We start from the raw sequence: 18,059 nt of genomic DNA, 5'->3' as shown, positions 1-18,059 counted from the left end.
CGGGTGCGACAAGACCGTGCCAGCCCAGCTGATGGGTGCTGCCTCGGCGGGGGTGCCGGCGATTTCGCTGGTGACCGGGTCGATGCTGACCGGCGGCTACCGGGGCGAACGGGTGGGCGCGTGTACGGACTGCCGGGCGTTCTGGGGCAAGTTCCGGGGCGGGGAGATCTCCAAACCAGAGATCGACGACGTGAACTCGCGGCTGGTCGGCAGCGTCGGCACCTGCTCGGTGATGGGTACGGCCAGCACCATGGCGTGCCTGACGGAGGCGATGGGGATCGCGATGCCGGGATCGGCGTCGGCTCCTGCCGTCACCGCCGACCGGGTGCGGATCGCCGAGGCGACCGGGACGCAGGCGGTTGCCCTGGCAGCGGCCGGCACGAAGATGGACACCATCCTGACCCAGGAGGCGTTCGAGAATGGGCTGCGGGTGCTGCTCGCCATCGGCGGCTCCACCAACGCGATTATCCACCTGACCGCGGTTGCCGGTCGGTTGGGGATCAGGTTGTCACTGGAACAGTTGGACCGGATGAGCACGGAGACGCCCGTGCTGGTGGATCTGAAACCGTCCGGGAAGTACTACATGGAAGACTTCCATCGGGCTGGCGGCGTTCCCGCAGTGCTGCGTGAACTGGGTTCGCTGATCCACCGGGATGTGCCGACCGTGACCGGTAGAACGCTGGGTGAGGAGATTGACGACGCCGGTCCAGGTTTCCCGCAGGACATCATCCGTCCGCTGTCCAACCCGGTCTACCCGGAGGGCAGCCTCGCGTTCCTGAGGGGGAACCTGGCACCGGGTGGGGCGATCATCAAGCAGGCAGCTGTCTCTCCTGCGCTGCTGGAGCACACCGGCCCCGCTGTGGTGTTCGAGAACACGGCAGACCTGGCCGCGCGGATCGATGATCCCGATCTCGACGTCACCGCCGATTCTGTGTTGGTGCTGAAGAACATCGGTCCGGTCGGCGCACCAGGGATGCCCGAGGCCGGATATCTACCGATCCCGAAGAAGCTTGCCGCCCGGGGGGTCCGCGACATGGTGCGAATCTCGGACGGCCGGATGTCCGGCACCGCCGCCGGCGCGGTGGTCCTTCATGTGACGCCGGAGTCAGCGGTAGGCGGGCCCATACGGTTGGTGCAGACCGGCGACACGATCACGTTGAGTGTCAGCCGTCGGCTGATCCAGCTGGAAGTGTCGGATGCGGAACTAGCGCGGCGTGAAGAGGCGATGGGTCCTGCGGCACCCGTAGTCCCGGAGCGTGGCTATCGGAAGCTGTTCGTCACCGAAGTCACCCAGGCGGACGAGGGCTGCGATTTCCGCTTCCTGCAGGGCTAGCTCTTACACTGCAAACCTTTCCTCCTATAAACCTTCGCGATTGGAGATCCACCAGAGTACAGACCTGGATTACATCCGCGAGAATTCCACTAACCACGCGTAGATCTCCATGCCGTAGGATGAACCAAGACCATAGGTCGATGAACGACCCCGAAGAATTCAGCCAGATAAGAGGAGCCCAGATGGCGACCTTACAGAATGACACAATAAATATTGGAAGGTTGTTCGGTCCTGACTTCTTCTTCTCGATTCCAAACTATCAACGGCCCTTTTCGTGGGACAAAGACAATCTTTCGGATCTAATTGACGACCTTATTGCCGCCAAACGGGATAGCGACTACTTTTTGGGGACTTTGGTACTACACCAAACATCAGAAAACAATTTCGATGTTGTCGACGGACAGCAACGCCTAACGGCGCTGTCGATTCTTCTCGCCTGCCTCCGGGACCATATCGGCGGTAACCCGGTAGAAATACAAGAGCTATTAATGCAACCCGAGCGCACGTTTGCTGGAATACCGGCAAGGGTTAGGCTATCCGTCCGCGACAGCGCACCCTACCATCGGATCGTATGCACCCACAACGGAACTAGGGCCGCCTCACCTGCTCCTTCAATTCTCGGAAGTACTGAGAGGAGGTATCTTGAGGCAACCGGCATTTTCAGCGAGAAACTGGCAGAGCTGAGTGTCGGTGAACTGCAGGGACTAGCAGAATTTATAATTCGCAGGGTGGTCGTAATCTATCTTGCCGCGAACACCTTCGATGACGCCTTCCGGCTGTTCACCGTAGTGAACGATCGAGGCAAGCAGCTACGTAGAATCGATATACTCAAGGCCGCTAACCTTAGTCCCTCTGCAATCTCAGATCCTTCAGTCCGAGATGAGTACGCACGAAAGTGGGAGGATCTTGAAGAAGGTATCGGCGAAGCCGAGTTTGAAAGCCTGTTCCACTCCCTCCGGCTTATATACGTTCAGGAAAAGCCTGAGGGCGACCTTCTCCATGAGTTCGACACACGAATTTTTAGTAAACCAAACCGCCCCACAAGAGGGACGAACTTCATAAATACGCTGGAAACATACGTCAATTTATACGAGTCCCTTTTCGTAACCCGCGACTTTATGATTGACACCGATTACCACGCCAAATATAAGACTCTGACCTATTCTATGATTTCGGAGTACCGAGCAAATGAGTGGCGGGCATGCATACTCTTGTACGCGATGAAGTATAAGCAAGCTGGGATGTACCAGTTTCTACTGAAACTCGAGCAAATGTATCTAGGACACTGGGTCAACAGCATCCGAAAAGACGAGAGATACTCATCCTACACTTTAATCTTGAAGTCAATCGAAAGTAGCAAGTTTGGCCGGGCAGTCGCTGAAAACATTGAACCGAACACAGAAGCCATTCGAGACGCCTGTAAAAACGCCAACTTCTACGGAACTGGATACGCTAAGTACCTCTTACTACGGGCAGAGATCGCCTCAACTGAACTGGACTCGCCACGTGAATTTACAGCCCGCTCGATAGAGCACGTACTCCCGCAGTCGCCTGCTCCAGATAGTGAATGGAAGTCAACTTTTTCACAATCGGAGATTGACGAACTAGTACATAATTCCGGGAACCTCGTATTATTGAGTAGGAGCAAAAATTCTTCTGCACAAAATAAAGATTTTGAGTTAAAAAGAAACACATATCTAAAGCCCCGCATATCCGAATACCCACGAAGTCTTCAAGCGGTCGCCGAGACCGAGTGGACGCCAAAAGTCATTCGTGAACGGACAAAATCTTTTGCCGCTCTAGCCGTCGTCGACATTTAGTTATTTTCATACAGCTCTGACCATCATCTGGTTTCCGGAACGGACGCGTACTACAGGCTTCCAAAATTGGACAGGAGATCCGATCAACTAGGGTCCCTCGGACCCAGGCTGACAGGTCGCTCATCCCGTGCGCCATTCGGTCGCCTATCTGAAGTTCCATTTTTGCTCCGTAAGGAGACAAAAGCCGCCTTGGTTTCGCCCTAGAAAAGGTGTTGCCGGAGCCGCACGGGTGTGATTCCGTATAGTACACTGGGAAATCGCAATCCAACGTTGCGGGATGAATATACCGCCTTTATTGGAATCAGCGGATACTTCGCTTGAATCCAATAATCATGCAAGCCCTCTCGACGATTAGGCGCTTGAAACGCGTAATCGTTCCCCGACCACAAAGTTCGCGGGCACTTAGCGACACAGCGACAGAAAACAATCGAGGCTTTTTTTATCGTTTAGCAACCCCTCACCCTATCCAATTCACGGAAAGGGCATGTGGCTTGCCTTCCGTAGGAAGATCCCCTGGCGTAAAGGCCACTATAGATCCGGCCGTAAGGTCATCGAAAAGGCGACGGTCCCACATCCCACTTGCGTGAAAATAGTGCTGTTCGCTCGACGAACGCAAGAATCCGAATCCCTTCTGGTCCACATGTGTGACTGTGCCTATCGCTCTGTGTTCATGTTCAGAGTCAACGCGCATTCGCCCGTCGCGCAATTGGTTGCCCAGGTTTACGAGACGTGAAGCTATGTAGTTCTCCGCGCACTCCACCGAGCCTGATCGAGCCATTCCTTCAATCCATAACATAAAATCAAGGGTCTCGAAGGAAAGATCTTCATTACTCAGGTCCTGCGTAGCACCGACCGCGAACTCGACGTCTTCAGCTGCTTGGGCCCAGTTCTGTTCACGCGAAAGCGCTTGGACTTGAAAGGCAGATGCACGCCACAGCACGTACGTCGCATTTATCTTATCGGTGGTCGGCGTCACTTCACCAACCGCGTACGCAGCGGCATCCATGGCTGACCGAGGATCCCCCAAACTTAAATGGGCATCTGCGATGGCCAGTTGCAGTAACGCCGACTCTGGTTCAAGATTGGCGGCTCGCTGAAGCTCCCTTAGCCCATAAGAGGGATTGAATCCAGAACGGACCAGGAACTCCCCGAAGAAATAAGCAACGTAGGAATCCTCGGGCGCGAGATCTTTAGCCCGAGAGTATGCCTCAAACGCTTCGCCAAAATTGGTCGACCTTTCGTGCAAGTATGCTTCTACTCTTGCCGCCTCATGGTAGCCAGGCGCTAGCTCCGCTGCCTCCGCGCAAAGACGAAGGCCTTCCTCGATTCTTCCCTGGTCGGCAAAGTCGAGTGCTTCACGCAGATGCTTTGCCGCCGAATAATCGCCTACACCACGTACATCAATGGTATCTGCGCTGAAGGGATAGAGTGCGTGAGCGGCTTTAAGACCACCACCGACCGTGTAAAGCTGTTTCTGCTTCTCAGTCAGTAGCTGCCTTTCGCCTCCGTCGATTGAAAGAGACCGGCGAAGATAAGATCGGGCGAAATCACTTAGTTCCAGAGCAGTGCCCGATGCCCCGCTCCGAACTTGCGTCACGAAGTTTGTAGTGGTTAATTCAAGCACAACTTGCTGAATCTGCGAAGAGTCCAAATCTGTTAGAAACGCTAGCTCGGCCATCGTATGGGAGCCAGGGACTACCAACATTGCCCGAAGCGCCGCTTTGGCAGTTGGGCCCAAATAATCGAATACGTTTGACATACAGTAGTCAAGGACAAGCCCGTTATCACTTAGCAGTCGCTCAGGTAGTTGACCAGATTGAAGGCCCGATATAAACCACTTAATGTAGGCCGGATGGCAGTTCATGCTCCGCGCCCAATCAGTGAGATCCTCGTGCCTGGCAATCGCTTCTAAATCGATTCCCCGCGCCCGAGCCAGTATCCGGATTAGCTTGACCGCGTCATCCAACGAAAGACCGGCCAACCTATATGGATTCTCGGTCTTAACACCGATACGGCTGGTTATCAGAACTTTACTACCGAGCGGTATGTCGCGAAGGAGTTGGGGAAATTTCTCGTCCAGCACCGTTTCTACGTTATCGAGTACTAGCAGTGTAGGAAAGCTCTCAAGAACGCCTAGCAGTTCGTCGATACTTTGACTAGAGTCTCCAGTGCCACCGAGTGCCTCAGTCGCCGATGCAAACAGACCTAGTGAGTCCTCCACGGCCGATTCAATCCGGATAATCTCTGTTGATGTTAACTGAGCATTCTTCGCTGTGACCCACACAATGGCTTCAAATGGACACGAGGACTGCTCCACCAAGTCGTAACAGACCTGAAGAGCGAGAGCGGTCTTGCCAATCCCTCCGTCTCCCAGTATCGAAATGACTGGCCAAGAGCCTCTAAGCGCACGCATTATTTGCCTACGTTCGTCCTTCCGGCCAAGAAGAGAGGTTTCGTCGAAGTCCGGTGTCGGGAGGTTATTAGCCACGGAGGAATCCGGATCCACAATAAGCTGAGCGGCTGCGCGGAATATGTACCCTGGGTCCGAATTTAACTCCTCTTCGGTTTCCCTGACTTTCGCCCATTGCCAACCGCCAATTTTCGACAGATCCCGAGCAAAGTCCACCACCGCTGGCAAATCATCCACGTCTAGGGGGCGATTGTGAGCGACTCGGTTTCTTATGCCAGTTATTTTTCCTACCGCAGTAGACAATCCTTGCAATCCTTCGCGGAGTTCGGCTGGAAGCGATTTCCCCAAGGAATTGGCAAGCTCATAACTGTCATGAAAATCGAGGTACGGCAATATCTGCGCTAAGTTCTGCGCTGGGTTTTGGAGACCATCGCGTGCTCGGCGCTCGTTTGCGGCCTCGAAGAGGTCCTCACTCACCAAGGCACGTGGGTCTTGCTCCTTAGCAAAATGATCAACGATCGAACGAAATTCGTCCTCGACGCTGGCTAAAAGAACATAGGCTGTCCGGCTCGAAACACTTGACATGATGTGAGATTACCATCCGAGATTGAGCAGCGGAAGGAGCCTTTTGTCGGTGTAAGTAGCAATTCGGCTCATTCGTCCCACTTATAGCCATACAACACGCCATAGTCAATGACACCGAACTGGTAGGCCTGTAGCTCGCCTACTAGGAGATCCCGTCCTCTTGTGCGCCTTGCGCGTCCTCCGCGTTATGTCACAAACTGAAGGGCGAAGACGGATACCGCAGCGAGCCCGTATATTGAAAAAGATCTCCGTCGAGCTGAATAGATTCAACAGTCGGCCATTCCCCAGATTCACCGTGATCTAAAGCGGCGGTTCCATCATTCTACGCATCTGTCGATTGCGACCGACATCACGAGCTACACATAACGCGGAAGGCGAAAGCCGGTCGGGAACCAGTCCAGAAGCAGTTGTACAGATGGCGCCTGCCAGCGTTCAAGGTCCTTATGTATCTGGATTATCTAGGTAGGAGACTGCGGGGTATATTCAGTACCCCTAGCGCCGGAATTTCGCTCGCCCTGTAGGATTTTTCGTAGCTCGTCAACGATGCTCGTGGCTCTTTGGTAATCGCCGGCTACCATCCAGTTGGTCACGAAGGCGATGCTGAGACCCAGTTCCGGTTCAGCAAACGAGACTTGCCCGCCAGCGCCGTCGTGACCGAACCCGTCGGCAGAGACGTAGTGCCGTGCCTCGGAATCGAGCTGGAAACCCGCTCCCCAACGAGGCCACGGAGCGGGTGCAGGGAACACCGGCGCTCCTTCGCTTCGTGCCTCGGTGGCCAGTTTGAGAACCGTCGGGTCGAGTCGACGGGTGGTGGCGGTGTCATGGATGACCGATGACCAGGCAGCCGACAGCCCGCGGGCGGTCGCGATGCCGCCAGCTCCGGGAAACAAACCAGCCCGGACGTCGGACCGGTTGAAACCGGAGTTCGGGCTGACCAGTTCCTGAGGGAAGGCCTCCCCCAGCGTCATCGCATGGATGGGCCAGTCAATGACTCCGGGCTCGGCGGCAGCAATCTGCATTTGGACCAACTCGCGGAGACTTTCACCTGCCTCCAGGTGGGCAACGTTGGCCTGCTCGTTGGCAGGGACGCCCACCCGCAGGTCGGCGCCCAGTGGTCCCGTGAGGGTGTCAGCCAGGTACTCACCCGGCATCTTTCCAGTGACCCGGCGGATAATCTCGCCCGTAATCCAGCCGTGCGTCAGCGCGTGGTACCCGTACCCGGAGCCGGGCTCCCACAAGGGTTCCTGCCCGGCGATCAAGCCGGTCATGGTGTCCCAGTCGAGCGCTTCCTCAAGGGTTACTGACCGTCGGGGTGCCGATACTCCCGCGCGGTGGGATAGCGCATCACCAATGGTGACCTTGTCTTTGCCGTGGGCGCCGAACTCCGGCCAGATGTCGGTGATCGGATTGTCATAGTCCAACCGATCGGCTTCAACGAGGCGGGCGATGAGGATCGACATGATCCCCTTGGTGCAGGAGAAGACGACCGTCGAAGTGTCGCTGGTCCAGGGTGTGGAATCGCGGGCGTCAGCCACTCCGCCCCACAGGTCAACCACCAGTTCTCCCTGGTGGTGGACCGCCAGGGCCGCGCCCATCCGGGGCTTGCCCTCGAAGGCGGCTGCAAAGGCGTCCCGCACCGAGGCGAAGCGCCCATCGACTGAGCCATGAATACCGTGCTTTTCGCTCACGCGCTGACCTTTGCTCGTGCAATTGAAACTGAAAGTGATCCATCCGTCGCCCAGGACAAGGGTAAAGGATCCGAGATACCACTGATAAAGGTTCCCTCCCTATCAACGTTCTCGAACGCCAGGAGCACCCACTCCCCCGATCGGGTTTGCACCGCGCGGCCAGCGTAGAGGTCCTCGTCGGTCAGTCGAATTGCAGCAGCAGTGTCGAGGGGACCAGCCAGAGAATCCGATGCGAGGGGCAGCGCCCAGATCCCGCCCTGCACTCCGTCCGCTTCTCGCGTTCCGGCGAGATGTCCGGTATCGCAGGAGAAGAGCAGTACTGGCCGACCCTCGATGGTCACCAGCTGAACCACCTCGATGTGGGCGAACCCCGCACCCGGCTCACTCAACGGCGGCTGGGCGGTCCATTGCTCGAGATCGGTTGACGTCGCGTGACCGATGACGCCCCGGTCCCGCCCAACGCCCGATCGCGATCGTGCGGTGAGGAGCATGTGCCACAGGCCGGTGGAATCGCGGTGGATCCACGGATCGCGCCATGTCTCCTCATGCCAGGTGGCATCGGTGAGAGTCTCATACCAGCGCGGGTCCGCCGAGATGGGGTCGGTCTGCTTAACCCAGGACGAAAGATCGGAAGAGAGAGCCCGGCCGACCGTCTCCACATTGGTCACCGCATCCGGGGACAGGAACCGCGACCCGGTGTAGAACATGTTCCACACCCCGTCGTCACCGCGGACTACGCTGCCGGTCCAGGTGGCGCTGCCATCAAAGGAACCGGACTCCCCCGGCTCAAGCACCACTCCGTGGTCCTCCCACGTCGTCAGGTCCGTCGAGGTGGCGTGCCCCACGCGGGCGTTCCGGTGCCGGAGATTGGGATCCCCCAGCGACTTCGGGGCGTGAAGGTAGAAGAGGTGGTGCGTGTCGCCGTCGTCGGCGTGCCAGAAATCCCAGACCCAGTGGTCGGCGAGAGTGAAGCTCATGGTGATGATCCTTGGTTGAAGCGGGAAGTGAAGCGGCGTCAGCCCTTGACGGCACCCTGAAGCAGGGCGCGGACAAACTGGCGCTGGGAGGCGGCGGCCATGAAGGCTACTACGGCAACGGGTCGACGGCGGCCAGGGCGCCGTTGTGGTGAATTCATAGGTGACTCCTTCGTCGACGATTCTCTTCAGGAGATCCATAGTGATGAATGCTAAATCCATTCAGCACCCAGCTTGGAGCTTATTCAGCGATTATGCAAGTGGTTTGCCAAGTCGTTATGGAGAGCTAGCATCGAGCAGGAGGAACTAATGACAACCAGGCGTGTGACCCTTGCCGACGTCGCACGTCGGGCCGGTTTGTCGTCGTCGGCTGCGTCCATGATTCTCAATGGCCGCCCGGACACCAGACTGTCCAAGGACGCCAGCGACCGCGTCCACCGCGCCGCAGCGGAGTTAGGGTACCGACCGAATGTGGCGGCCCGCAGCCTCCGGGTGGATAAGACCCAAACGATCGGGTTCATCTCCGACACCGTCGCGTCCACGCGTTTCGCCAGCGGTTTGATCAAGGGAGCGCTGGCCGCCGCCGAACAGGCGGAGCACGTCATCCTGCTGGCCGAGACCGGCGGTGACCCCACCCGCGAGACCGAAGCCATTGCCGCGCTGCTGGATCGGCAGGTGGACGGCATCGTCTTCGCGACCATGCGTTCCCGGGAAGTGGTGGCTCCCGTCCTCCCGGATAACACTCGCCTGGTACTGCTCAACGCCACCAGCGACAGCCACTCGACGTCGGTCCTGCCCGATGAGGAACGCGGTGGACGAGCGGCTGTGTCACTGCTGGCCGACGCCGGCCACCGCGAGGGCATTGTCCTCCTGGGCCACAGCCAGGAGATCGAGCGGGATGTCTTCCGGTCGACCACCGTCGCACGGCGTCTGGCGGGGACTCGGGCAGAAATGCAGGACCGCGGGTTGACCTTCGAGCGGGAGGAATCGATTTGGGAATGGGCACCCCAGCAGGGGTTCACCGCGGTGGAGGCGCTCCTCGCTGAACCTGTCCTCCCGCGAGCGCTGCTGTGCCTCAACGACCCCCTCGCCTTCGGCGCCTATCAAGCGCTGACGGAGCGTGGGCTCCGGGTGCCCGACGACGTCTCGATCGTCTCGTTCGATAACGACGAAATCGCCTCGTACCTTCGTCCCGGGCTGACAACGATAGCCCTTCCGCACGAGGGAATGGGCGCCCGTGCCGTCGAACTACTGCTGGACGGGACGGCTCCTCACGGCGAGCATCTCGTGGAGATGCCTGTCATCGTGCGCGCCTCCATCCGGCAGGTCTAGCCGCTCCCCGAAGGCTGAAGGTCAGGGCTTTGGTCCCTGTCGAGGCTTTTTTGGCAGGTCTTTACTTGGAGGACCATAGGTCCCTGCAGGGACTATCGCGCTTCCTAGCTCTGGAGGACTTGCCATGTCTGACCTGTCGAGGTGGTCCCCGTTGGACCTGCTCAATTCAATGGACCGCCTGTTTGATACCAAACGGGGTGCGTCGCCGATCCGCGTAGAAGAATATGTTGACGGCGACCATCTGGTAGTCAAGGCAGAAGTGCCCGGCGTCGATCCCGATAAGGACATCGAAATCACCCTGGACGAGGGGTTCCTGAACATCCGTGCCGAACGGAGGGAACATGAGGAACACAAAGACGGGGACGATTATCACTCCGAGTTCCGCTACGGCTCCTTTAGCCGCACTGTCCCGCTTCCCGCCGGGGTCAAGGAAGAAGACATCAAGGCCCAGTACGTCAACGGGGTACTCGAAGTACGCCTACCGGTACCGAAAGAACCCGCTGAGGCCCCCGCACCGAAGAAGGTCCCCATCAGCCGCGGCTGACCGGGGAAACCCGCACCGCCTATGCCGTGCACGACGTCGGCAACCTTACCGACGCCGACAACCACCTGACTAACCGAGAGGAACGTGACATGGACCGCGTCATCGACAAAGTGGCACTGATCAGTGGGGGTGCGCGCGGCATCGGAGCCGCAGTGGCTGCCCGTTTACATGGCGAAGGAGCCAAGGTTGTCATCGGGGACGTCCTCGACGCGGAAGGCCAGCAGACCGCGGAACGGATAGGCTCCGGGGTTCACTACGTGCATCTGGATGTGACCAGCCCTCAGGACTGGTCAGCAGCAGTCGGCGCTGCCGTTGAGATGTTCGGTGCTTTGGATGTGGTGATCAACAATGCCGGCGTCGTGGATTTCGCACCCATTGAGGACTACACGCTGGAGCAGTGGGACCGGGTTATCGGTATCAATCTGACGGGCACGTTCATCGGGATCAAATCCTCAATCGCAGCACTCAAGCGGTCCAGGGGCGCTTCGATAGTGAACATCTCGTCGATAGCCGGGATCCGGGGCTATGAGGCGATCTCGGCCTACACCGCCTCCAAGTTCGGTGTGCGCGGGCTCACCAAGAGCGCCGCACTTGATCTGGGACGCTACGGAATCAGGGTCAACTCCATTCATCCGGGTGTCATCTCCACACCCATGACCGAAAACGTGCCCATCGACATGAGCCGGGTCGCACTCGGCCGGGTGGGCCACCCAGGAGAAGTGGCCAACCTTGTCCTCTACCTAGCGTCCGACGAATCGTCCTTCGTAACAGGAGCCGAGTTCGTCATCGACGGTGGGGACACCGCCGGAACAGTTACCCCCGCCGATGGCAGCTGAAAAATCCACTGCCGGCGTGCGCGGCTGCGCCCTCAGCGACCCCGCCGGCAACCTCATCCGTTTCAATCAGCTCGCCTAGTCAATAGCGCCACCGTCGTGTACGCAGTCTCTAGGATGCGATCAGTTCGGATGCGGAGAGCCTGCCATCACGCATGGTGGCTACAGCATCGGTGAGCGGAACGAATTCGGTGTCGTGGGTGACCATGACGGTTGCCACCCGGAATTCGCGGGTGATGCTGCACAACAACCGGATGATCGAATCGGATCGCTCATGGTCCAGGGCCGCCGTGGGTTCATCGACTAGCAGCACTGATGGTTCTCCCATCAGTGCCCGGGCAATGTTGACCCGCTGACGCTGCCCACCGGATAGTTGATGTGGGCGGCGGCTGGCAGCATCGGACAGGCCAACAACGTCGAGCATTTCCATTGCCCGGGGGCGGGCCACTCGGGGCGCGGTGCCACGCAGGTGTTCTCCGATGATGAGCTGCTCCATGGCCGTGAGCGATGCCAGAAGGTTGGGCTGTTGAAAGATGATGCCCACCTCCTCGCGGCGCAGTGTTGTTCGGTCCTGATCGGTCAGCGCAGTGGCGTCGTTTCCGTTGATAGCGAGGTGCCCGCTAGTTGCGCGGACAAGGGTCGCCGCGACCGCCAGCAGACTGGATTTACCGGAGCCCGACGGTCCGACCAGTGAGGTAATCGTTCCGGCGGCGACTGCCAGGTTGACGTTGTCCAGGGCCTTGAGGGTGCCCGAGTCGCCATCGGGGTATTCAAGGGTCACGTTGACCAGATTCAGGGCGGGTGTGTTGTTTGCGTTCATTGGGTGTCCCTCTTTGCTCGGTGAAAGGCTATCGATGGTTTTAGTTGCCGCCGAGGGCGATCAGCGGGTCGATCCTGGTGACGCGGCGGACCGCCAGCACTGATCCGACCAAACCCAGCACAACGATGCCGACGATCGGGACGAGAGTGGTGGCTGGTGAGATCGTGAAGGGTGCGGCCTGGACGGCGATGAATCCGCCACCCAACCCCAAGACCCCTCCGAGGCTGGCGCCCGCAACCAGGACAATCGCTGCCTGGGTCATCGCGTCACCGAGGATGTATTTGTTGGAACCACCCAAGGCCTTGAGAACAGCGATGTCGCGGGTGCGCTGGACTGTCCACACGGTGAGAAAGGCGACAATCACCAAAGCCGAAATCCCGTAGAGGAAACCCTGCATCATCTTCAGTGATCCGTTTTCCGATCCGAAGGAGGCCAGGGCGCCGAAGCTCTCCGTCGTCGTCGTACTGGTGGTTCGGGCCGCACCGTCGATGTCTGGCAGTTGGCCCGCGGCGTCGTCGTAAGTGGCGGCGATGACCGTTCCGATGACATTCGGGTCAGAGACTCGCGAGAGGTTCTGCCAATCCGTCAGGGTTGTCCAAACTACCGGGGTGTGGCTGTACCACTGATCGTCGATGATGGCTGCCACCTGGAGATCGGTGCCGTTGATCTTGGCGGTATCCCCGACAGCGAGCGCCAGGTCGGTGGATAGCTGCCGGCTGACAACCACGCTACCGGCGCGCAGTTGGCCCGGAGCAAGCGCACCATCCGGGACGGCCCCGAAAACCGCGGCGTTGGAGGTTCCCCCGGATTGGATCCGAACCTGGCTGATGCCCAAGGCTTCCGCCTTCAGGACTCCGTCAGCCTGTTGCCAGACGCGGAGCTGATCGGCGCTCACCTGGGATTCCGTGTAGGAAGCTTTCGGCTCATCGCCATCGGGAGCGCCGAACGCGATGGTTGTAGCGTCGAGCTGCTCGATCCCAGACGTCGATTGATTTGCCAGCCCGGCGGTCAGACCGGACAACATGACCAGGAGGAGAGTGATCAGTGCAACTACGGATCCCATCAGGGCAAAACGTCCCTTGGCGAAACGAATATCTCGTAGTGCTAAAAACATGCTTTGTTCCTCTTTCGGTGCAGGTGAGCTGGTAGGTCGGTAGCCTCTGAGGGCCTATATCCACTCTGAGGTGAACTGCCTGCCGGCACATCGTGATCACGGTTGATTGGCTGACATGGAGGGGATGACCCTGCGATCAATCGTTTGGTTGATGCCCGCCGGATATCGCCCCGATAAGCTGGACACATGACCGCTCCTACTACTCCGGTGCCCGAGGTTCACACCGGAGCAGCGGTACTGAAAGTGCTGCGGGTGAGCCTTCATCTGGGTTTCGCAACACTCCTCGTTGTCGGCACCGTCAGCACAGTGGCAACACCCCAGCGGGCGGCCAGCTGGATGGTCATCATGATTTCTGCCGTTCTGGGTGCGCTTTACCTCGCCGGGACACTGGCTGAGAAGCGCGTGGCTGACGGAGAGATACCGCCCTGGAGGTTGGAACCTCGTCGCTACAGCAAGATCTGGCTGGCCAGTGTGACCTTGCTCTGGCTGGTCCTTCTAGTGCTCAGCGCAGACTTTTCGTGGCTCGCTTTTCCCCTGTTTTTTCTTCACCTTCATCTGCTTCATACCAGGCACGCGATTGTTGCCGTCCTCCTGATGACCGGCGCGGTGTCGGCGGCCCAATGGAACCACAGTGGTGAACTGCATGCGGCAATGATTATCGGGCCCGGGCTTGGTGCCGTCTTTGCCGTGGTCATGGCGATGGTCTACGAAAGCCTCTACTCCGAGGGAGTCAACCAGCGCCGAGCACTGGATGAACTACGCAACACCAGAGCGGCCCTTGCCCGAACCCAACATGAATCGGGGGTCCTCGCTGAACGTGAGCGACTGGCTCGGGAAATTCACGACACCCTGGCGCAAGGGCTCTCCAGTATCGTTCTGATTTCCCGCGCCGCTGAAACGTCGCTCGAGGCCGGGTCAACCGCGCTCACGCAGGAAAGAATTCGCACCATTCAAGTGACGGCCTCAGAGAACCTCGACGAAGCACGACGTTTTGTCCGCGGCCTGAGCTCCAACAATGCCAACGCCGACTCACTCGTGACCCGGCTACGCCGAATCTGCGCCACGGCCGAACGTCAGGCCGCAGCACACGGTTCACCCCTGAGGTGCCGGTTTGAGCTCGACGGCGAACCTGTCCCGTTGCCCCCACCGTATGAAGTCGCCCTCCTGCGAGCCGCCCAATCCACCCTTTCCAACGTTGATCAGCACGCCCAGGCCAGCACCGCCGTCGTGACGCTCGGGTTCCTCGGACCGGATGTCACCCTGGATGTTTACGACAACGGCACCGGATTCGACGCCCCGGCTACCCTCTCAGATCCGCCGCTTCGGTCCGACGGCACAGGATTCGGCTTGCAATCTGTGCGCCAACGGGTCACCTCCATGGGTGGGGTGGTGGACATTGAGTCAACCGTTGGTGAAGGGACAGTTGTCGCTATCCGTCTTCCCCTGGCCCCTTTCGACATCGAAGAATCTCATGCCTGAGATCAGGGTTCTCCTCGTCGATGATCACCCAGTGGTTCGTGCCGGGCTAAGAGCCATGCTCAGCGATTTCGAAGGCATCACGGTGGTTGCGGAGGCCTCCGACGGGGCCGAAGCGTTATCTGCCCTCAGCCGGGCGGCGAGTCTGGCCGAGCCGGTGGATGTTGTTCTCATGGACCTGCAGATGGGCGCTGGAATGGATGGTGTAACGGCTACCCGGGAAATCAGGAAGCTCGATTCCGCACCACCCGTGCTCATTCTGACGACGTACGATTCGGATGCCGATATCATGGCCGCGGTCGAGGCCGGGGCCAGCGGATACATGCTGAAGGACGCGCCGCCGGAACAAATCCGCCAGGCCGTGCAATCCGCCGCGGCAGGCCAGACCGCGCTCGCCCCTCAGGTGGCAGCCCGGCTGATGGGGCGGATCCAAAATCCCGCCCCCTCGTTGAGCAGCCGGGAGGTGCAAATCCTTGGTCTCCTCGCGACCGGAATGACGAACCGTCAAATTGCCAAGGACCTCTTCATCAGTGAAGCCACGGTCAAAACCCACCTCGTCCACATTTACGAGAAGCTAGGCGTCGACAACCGCACAGCAGCTATTTCCGCTGCGAGGAAACAACGAGTCATCCGCACCTAAGGTTTGTCGCGGATTGCCTACTGCCGACCAACGCAGGGCCCGTAATACCGGCACCAGTGGCGTCCCCGCCCACTGGCACCGGCAGTCTGCGGACGTTGAGTTACACGTTGTGCGACTTCGGTGCCCCCATCCCGGGATCAATTTGATGTGGACCGGAGGCCGAGGGGCGGACATCGAAGTGGAAGATCGACGTCGGGAGGTACACCGTTGAGCAGGAGTTGGGGATATCCACCACACCGGACAGCCTGCCCTCAATCGGCGCCGACCCCAGCAGCAGGTAGGCCTGCTCCGGGCTGTAGCCGAACTTGGTGAGGTAGTCGATGGCGTGCAGGCAGGCCCGCTGATAGGACAGATGGGAGTCGAGATAGTGCTGCTTCCCATCCAGGGTTACCGAGGTGCCGGAGAACGCAATCCATTCGTTGTAGCGGGGGTCGACGATGCCCGGCATGAAAATGGCGTTCTCGCTCACCCCGTAGGTTTCCATTCCGCCCTTGATGACATCGACCCGGAGGTCGATGAACCCGCCCATCTCGATGGCACCGCAGAAGGTAATTTCGCCGTCGCCCTGGGAGAAGTGGAGATCTCCCAGTGACAGGTTCGCCCCGTCCACGAATACAGGGTAGAAGATCCTGGTCCCCTTCGACAGATTCTTGATGTCCTGGTTGCCGCCGTTTTCCCGGGGCGGCGCTGTGCGGGCAGCCTCCCCCGCAACCCGATCAAACTCCGACGCCGGAAGGCCACCGAGCACCGCGAATTGCGGCTCGGGCGGGAGGGCCAACGGCGGTACCCGGTTGGGATCGGTGGCGATCAGGTCGCCCTCGCGCTTGTTCCACTTGGCAAGGAGCTCGGCGGATGGAGCGGTTCCCATCAGGCCCGGGTGGATCAGCCCCACATAGGAGACCTCGGGTACGTGCCGTGAGGTGGCCACCTGGCCGGAGAAGTCCCAGATCGCCTTATAGGCGTCGGGAAACTGCTCGGTGAGAAAGCCGCCGCCGTTGTTCCGCGAGAAGATGCCGGTGTACCCCCAGCCCTGCCCCGCCAACGGACCGGAGTCTTCCTGCGGGATCGGTCCGACGTCGAGAATGTCGACGACCAGGAGGTCGCCGGGCTTTACGCCTTCGACGGCGAAGGGGCCGCTGAGCTTGTGGACAGTCATCAGGGGTGCGTTGAGGATGTCGTCGGCGGAGTCATCGTTGACGATCGCGCCGTCGAACCACTCTCGGCAGTGGACCCTGAAGGAGTCACCCGGCTTGACCGTAGCCACTGGAGGGATCTCCGGGTGCCACCGGTTGTGGCCAATCTTTTCCTGATCCTCGAACTTCTTGGCGGAGTCGAGTGGAAATATGACGTCGGGCATTTCATCTCCTCTGGGTTGGCCGCACACCGTGGGTCAGGGACGCGGCAGCTTACTGTGAAGTGGATTGGTCGTGTAGGGCTGGCTCTTGCGTTTGGACCTGGACGGCAACGCCCCGCTGACCACCGCCGGTTCTGAGGCGCTGCGTTCCGATGAATCAATGAGCTGGAAGGCCGACGAGCCGGCCTTGGACAGGTTGGGCGCGCTCATCTTCCGTCGGGCGGCGCCGCCGCAGGTAGGACAGGGTTGCTGATCGGAGGCCGCGCTCATCGGGCTGATGACCTCGAAGATGCTGCATTCGGGGCACCGGTATTCGTAGATCGGCATCGGTCAGGCTGTCCTTTCTGTGGGTTGTTTCCTACGCAGGCGCCACGGCTTGGTTTTCCTGCGACGCTTTGCCCCGCGGGATGCCTCGGCGGCCCAGGAAGAAGGCTGCGCCCAGAGCGGCTGCGGCAGCAATTGCTACCAGGACGGCGTACCCGTCATTTGTCTCGTACCTGCCGGTCAGGAGAAAGAACGCGGGAATGGTCCCGGTGATGTGCGCGACGAAGATGGTGAACCAGCCCGTGGTGAAGGTCAGGGAATCCCGCCCCAAGCCAAGCAGGAGGAAGAAGAGGAACCAGAGGACGGCCCACGTCAACCAGATCACCCCGAACACAGGGTCGCCCACCAGGGTGAACTGGAGGATGCCGATCACCACGGCGCAGGCTGCAACAAAGACGGAGAACCACCCCAGGCCTTCGCCGCTGATCCCGGTCATCTGGATTATCCCGACATAGAGATAAGTGAACCCGAACAGATACAGCCCTGCCGCACCGAAGATGATCGCCAGATCGTTGTTGGACTGAATGAGGATGATGGTCGGGAAGACTACCTGCATGACCCCGACGAAGAAGTTGAGGATGGCCGCGGACTTGCCCGGGACCAGCCCAATCAACATCAGGCCATTCATGAAGAGAACCGCGCCGACGTACAACAAACCAACACTGCTCATGGCACTCCTCGCACAACGAAGAGGGAAACTTTGAAATAGGGAAGCCACTTCGAGTCAGCCGCAGGGCTGGCACAAAGTGGCGAGAGCGATCAAAGGTATGGACTTGTGATGGAGACGTTAGTAGGGCGGAAATCTGCTGTCA

At 59.3% G+C, this 18,059-nt stretch carries 15 protein-coding genes (1 of these 15 cut by a window edge); 7 read left to right on the top strand and 8 right to left on the bottom strand.

The window, feature by feature from the left end:
• Both B384_RS0116495 and B384_RS0116490 read left to right on the top strand, forming a co-directional pair.
• Positions 1-1,333, top strand: the 3' portion of a protein-coding gene (locus B384_RS0116495; RefSeq protein WP_019484202.1) for an IlvD/Edd family dehydratase. 404 nt of this gene lie to the left of the window's left edge; 1,333 of the gene's 1,737 nt are visible here — the last part of the coding sequence; the start codon falls outside the window, past its left edge; the stop codon is at positions 1,331-1,333.
• Between the two features lie 140 nt (positions 1,334-1,473).
• Entirely contained in the window at positions 1,474-3,153 is a 1,680-nt protein-coding gene (locus B384_RS0116490; protein ID WP_192813106.1) for a DUF262 domain-containing protein, read from the top strand.
• A 457-nt stretch (positions 3,154-3,610) separates the two neighbouring features.
• On the opposite strand, the gene B384_RS0116485 is transcribed toward B384_RS0116490, so the two are convergent.
• From B384_RS0116485 to B384_RS0116475, 3 genes are all read right to left on the bottom strand, one after another.
• Complete coding sequence (locus B384_RS0116485; RefSeq protein WP_019484200.1) at positions 3,611-6,148, bottom strand: NB-ARC domain-containing protein; 2,538 nt, start codon at positions 6,146-6,148, stop codon at positions 3,611-3,613.
• 458 nt (positions 6,149-6,606) lie between these two features.
• Entirely contained in the window at positions 6,607-7,836 is a 1,230-nt protein-coding gene (locus B384_RS0116480; protein ID WP_019484199.1) for a serine hydrolase domain-containing protein, read from the bottom strand.
• Positions 7,833-8,813 carry a glycoside hydrolase family 68 protein gene (locus B384_RS0116475; RefSeq protein ID WP_019484198.1) on the bottom strand — a complete coding sequence of 327 codons (981 nt, stop codon included), beginning with the start codon at positions 8,811-8,813 and terminating at the stop codon, positions 7,833-7,835. Before B384_RS0116475 ends, B384_RS0116480 begins: the two co-directional genes overlap by 4 nt.
• Positions 8,814-9,119: 306 nt before the next feature.
• Here B384_RS0116475 and B384_RS0116465 point away from each other — a divergent pair, with 306 nt between their 5' ends.
• The 3 genes from B384_RS0116465 to B384_RS0116455 all read left to right on the top strand — a co-directional run bounded on the left by B384_RS0116465 (position 9,120) and on the right by B384_RS0116455 (position 11,522).
• A complete protein-coding gene (locus B384_RS0116465; RefSeq protein WP_019484196.1) occupies positions 9,120-10,142 on the top strand; it encodes a LacI family DNA-binding transcriptional regulator in 1,023 nt (340 codons plus the stop codon).
• Positions 10,143-10,266: 124 nt separating this feature from the next.
• Positions 10,267-10,686 carry an Hsp20/alpha crystallin family protein gene (locus tag B384_RS0116460; protein WP_019484195.1) on the top strand — a complete coding sequence of 140 codons (420 nt, stop codon included), beginning with the start codon at positions 10,267-10,269 and terminating at the stop codon, positions 10,684-10,686.
• Between the two features lie 89 nt (positions 10,687-10,775).
• Positions 10,776-11,522, top strand: a complete 747-nt coding sequence (locus B384_RS0116455; RefSeq protein ID WP_026041255.1) for a glucose 1-dehydrogenase — start codon at positions 10,776-10,778, stop codon at positions 11,520-11,522.
• 109 nt (positions 11,523-11,631) lie between these two features.
• On the opposite strand, the gene B384_RS0116445 is transcribed toward B384_RS0116455, so the two are convergent.
• Together B384_RS0116445 and B384_RS0116440 are read right to left on the bottom strand one after the other, a co-directional pair.
• Entirely contained in the window at positions 11,632-12,339 is a 708-nt protein-coding gene (locus B384_RS0116445) for an ABC transporter ATP-binding protein (RefSeq protein WP_019484192.1), read from the bottom strand.
• A 40-nt stretch (positions 12,340-12,379) separates the two neighbouring features.
• The gene (locus B384_RS0116440) at positions 12,380-13,453 is read right to left on the bottom strand and encodes an ABC transporter permease (RefSeq protein ID WP_026041254.1); all 1,074 of its coding nucleotides are present in this window, start codon (positions 13,451-13,453) and stop codon (positions 12,380-12,382) included.
• Positions 13,454-13,639: 186 nt separating this feature from the next.
• Here B384_RS0116440 and B384_RS0116435 point away from each other — a divergent pair, with 186 nt between their 5' ends.
• Together B384_RS0116435 and B384_RS0116430 are read left to right on the top strand one after the other, a co-directional pair.
• On the top strand, positions 13,640-14,932 hold the full coding sequence (locus B384_RS0116435; RefSeq protein WP_050995027.1) for a sensor histidine kinase: 1,293 nt from the start codon (positions 13,640-13,642) through the stop codon (positions 14,930-14,932).
• Positions 14,925-15,569: a response regulator gene (locus B384_RS0116430; protein WP_019484189.1), complete on the top strand. Its 645-nt coding sequence runs from the start codon at positions 14,925-14,927 to the stop codon at positions 15,567-15,569. The genes B384_RS0116435 and B384_RS0116430 overlap by 8 nt, the downstream gene beginning before the upstream one ends.
• 100 nt (positions 15,570-15,669) lie before the next feature.
• Here B384_RS0116430 and fmdA read toward each other — a convergent pair whose 3' ends face one another.
• The 3 genes from fmdA to B384_RS0116415 are packed head-to-tail and all read right to left on the bottom strand — an operon-like array spanning position 15,670 to position 17,917.
• Positions 15,670-16,926, bottom strand: a complete 1,257-nt coding sequence (gene fmdA / locus B384_RS0116425) for a formamidase (RefSeq protein WP_019484188.1) — start codon at positions 16,924-16,926, stop codon at positions 15,670-15,672.
• Positions 16,927-16,959: 33 nt separating this feature from the next.
• A complete protein-coding gene (locus B384_RS0116420; protein ID WP_019484187.1) occupies positions 16,960-17,250 on the bottom strand; it encodes an FmdB family zinc ribbon protein in 291 nt (96 codons plus the stop codon).
• 31 nt (positions 17,251-17,281) lie between these two features.
• Positions 17,282-17,917: an AmiS/UreI family transporter gene (locus tag B384_RS0116415; RefSeq protein WP_019484186.1), complete on the bottom strand. Its 636-nt coding sequence runs from the start codon at positions 17,915-17,917 to the stop codon at positions 17,282-17,284.
• Between the last annotated feature and the right edge of the window lie 142 nt (positions 17,918-18,059).

The organism is Arthrobacter sp. TB 23 (assembly GCF_000294595.1).
Taxonomy (GTDB): Bacteria; Actinomycetota; Actinomycetes; order Actinomycetales; family Micrococcaceae; genus Arthrobacter_D.
This window is presented reverse-complemented; position numbering and strand designations above follow the sequence as displayed.

Excerpts from the sequence above, each read along its gene's own strand:
- B384_RS0116430 (WP_019484189.1), top strand. The coding sequence starts at position 14,925 with ATGCCTGAGATCAGGGTTCTCCTCGTCGATGATCACCCAGTGGTTCGT.
- B384_RS0116465 (WP_019484196.1), top strand. The coding sequence starts at position 9,120 with ATGACAACCAGGCGTGTGACCCTTGCCGACGTCGCACGTCGGGCCGGT.
- B384_RS0116420 (WP_019484187.1), bottom strand. The coding sequence starts at position 17,250 with ATGCCGATCTACGAATACCGGTGCCCCGAATGCAGCATCTTCGAGGTC.
- B384_RS0116460 (WP_019484195.1), top strand. The coding sequence starts at position 10,267 with ATGTCTGACCTGTCGAGGTGGTCCCCGTTGGACCTGCTCAATTCAATG.
- B384_RS0116445 (WP_019484192.1), bottom strand. The coding sequence starts at position 12,339 with ATGAACGCAAACAACACACCCGCCCTGAATCTGGTCAACGTGACCCTT.
- fmdA (WP_019484188.1), bottom strand. The coding sequence starts at position 16,926 with ATGCCCGACGTCATATTTCCACTCGACTCCGCCAAGAAGTTCGAGGAT.
- B384_RS0116485 (WP_019484200.1), bottom strand. The coding sequence starts at position 6,148 with ATGTCAAGTGTTTCGAGCCGGACAGCCTATGTTCTTTTAGCCAGCGTC.
- B384_RS0116455 (WP_026041255.1), top strand. The coding sequence starts at position 10,776 with ATGGACCGCGTCATCGACAAAGTGGCACTGATCAGTGGGGGTGCGCGC.
- B384_RS0116440 (WP_026041254.1), bottom strand. The coding sequence starts at position 13,453 with ATGTTTTTAGCACTACGAGATATTCGTTTCGCCAAGGGACGTTTTGCC.
- B384_RS0116435 (WP_050995027.1), top strand. The coding sequence starts at position 13,640 with ATGACCGCTCCTACTACTCCGGTGCCCGAGGTTCACACCGGAGCAGCG.
- B384_RS0116415 (WP_019484186.1), bottom strand. The coding sequence starts at position 17,917 with ATGAGCAGTGTTGGTTTGTTGTACGTCGGCGCGGTTCTCTTCATGAAT.
- B384_RS0116490 (WP_192813106.1), top strand. The coding sequence starts at position 1,474 with ATGAACGACCCCGAAGAATTCAGCCAGATAAGAGGAGCCCAGATGGCG.
- B384_RS0116475 (WP_019484198.1), bottom strand. The coding sequence starts at position 8,813 with ATGAGCTTCACTCTCGCCGACCACTGGGTCTGGGATTTCTGGCACGCC.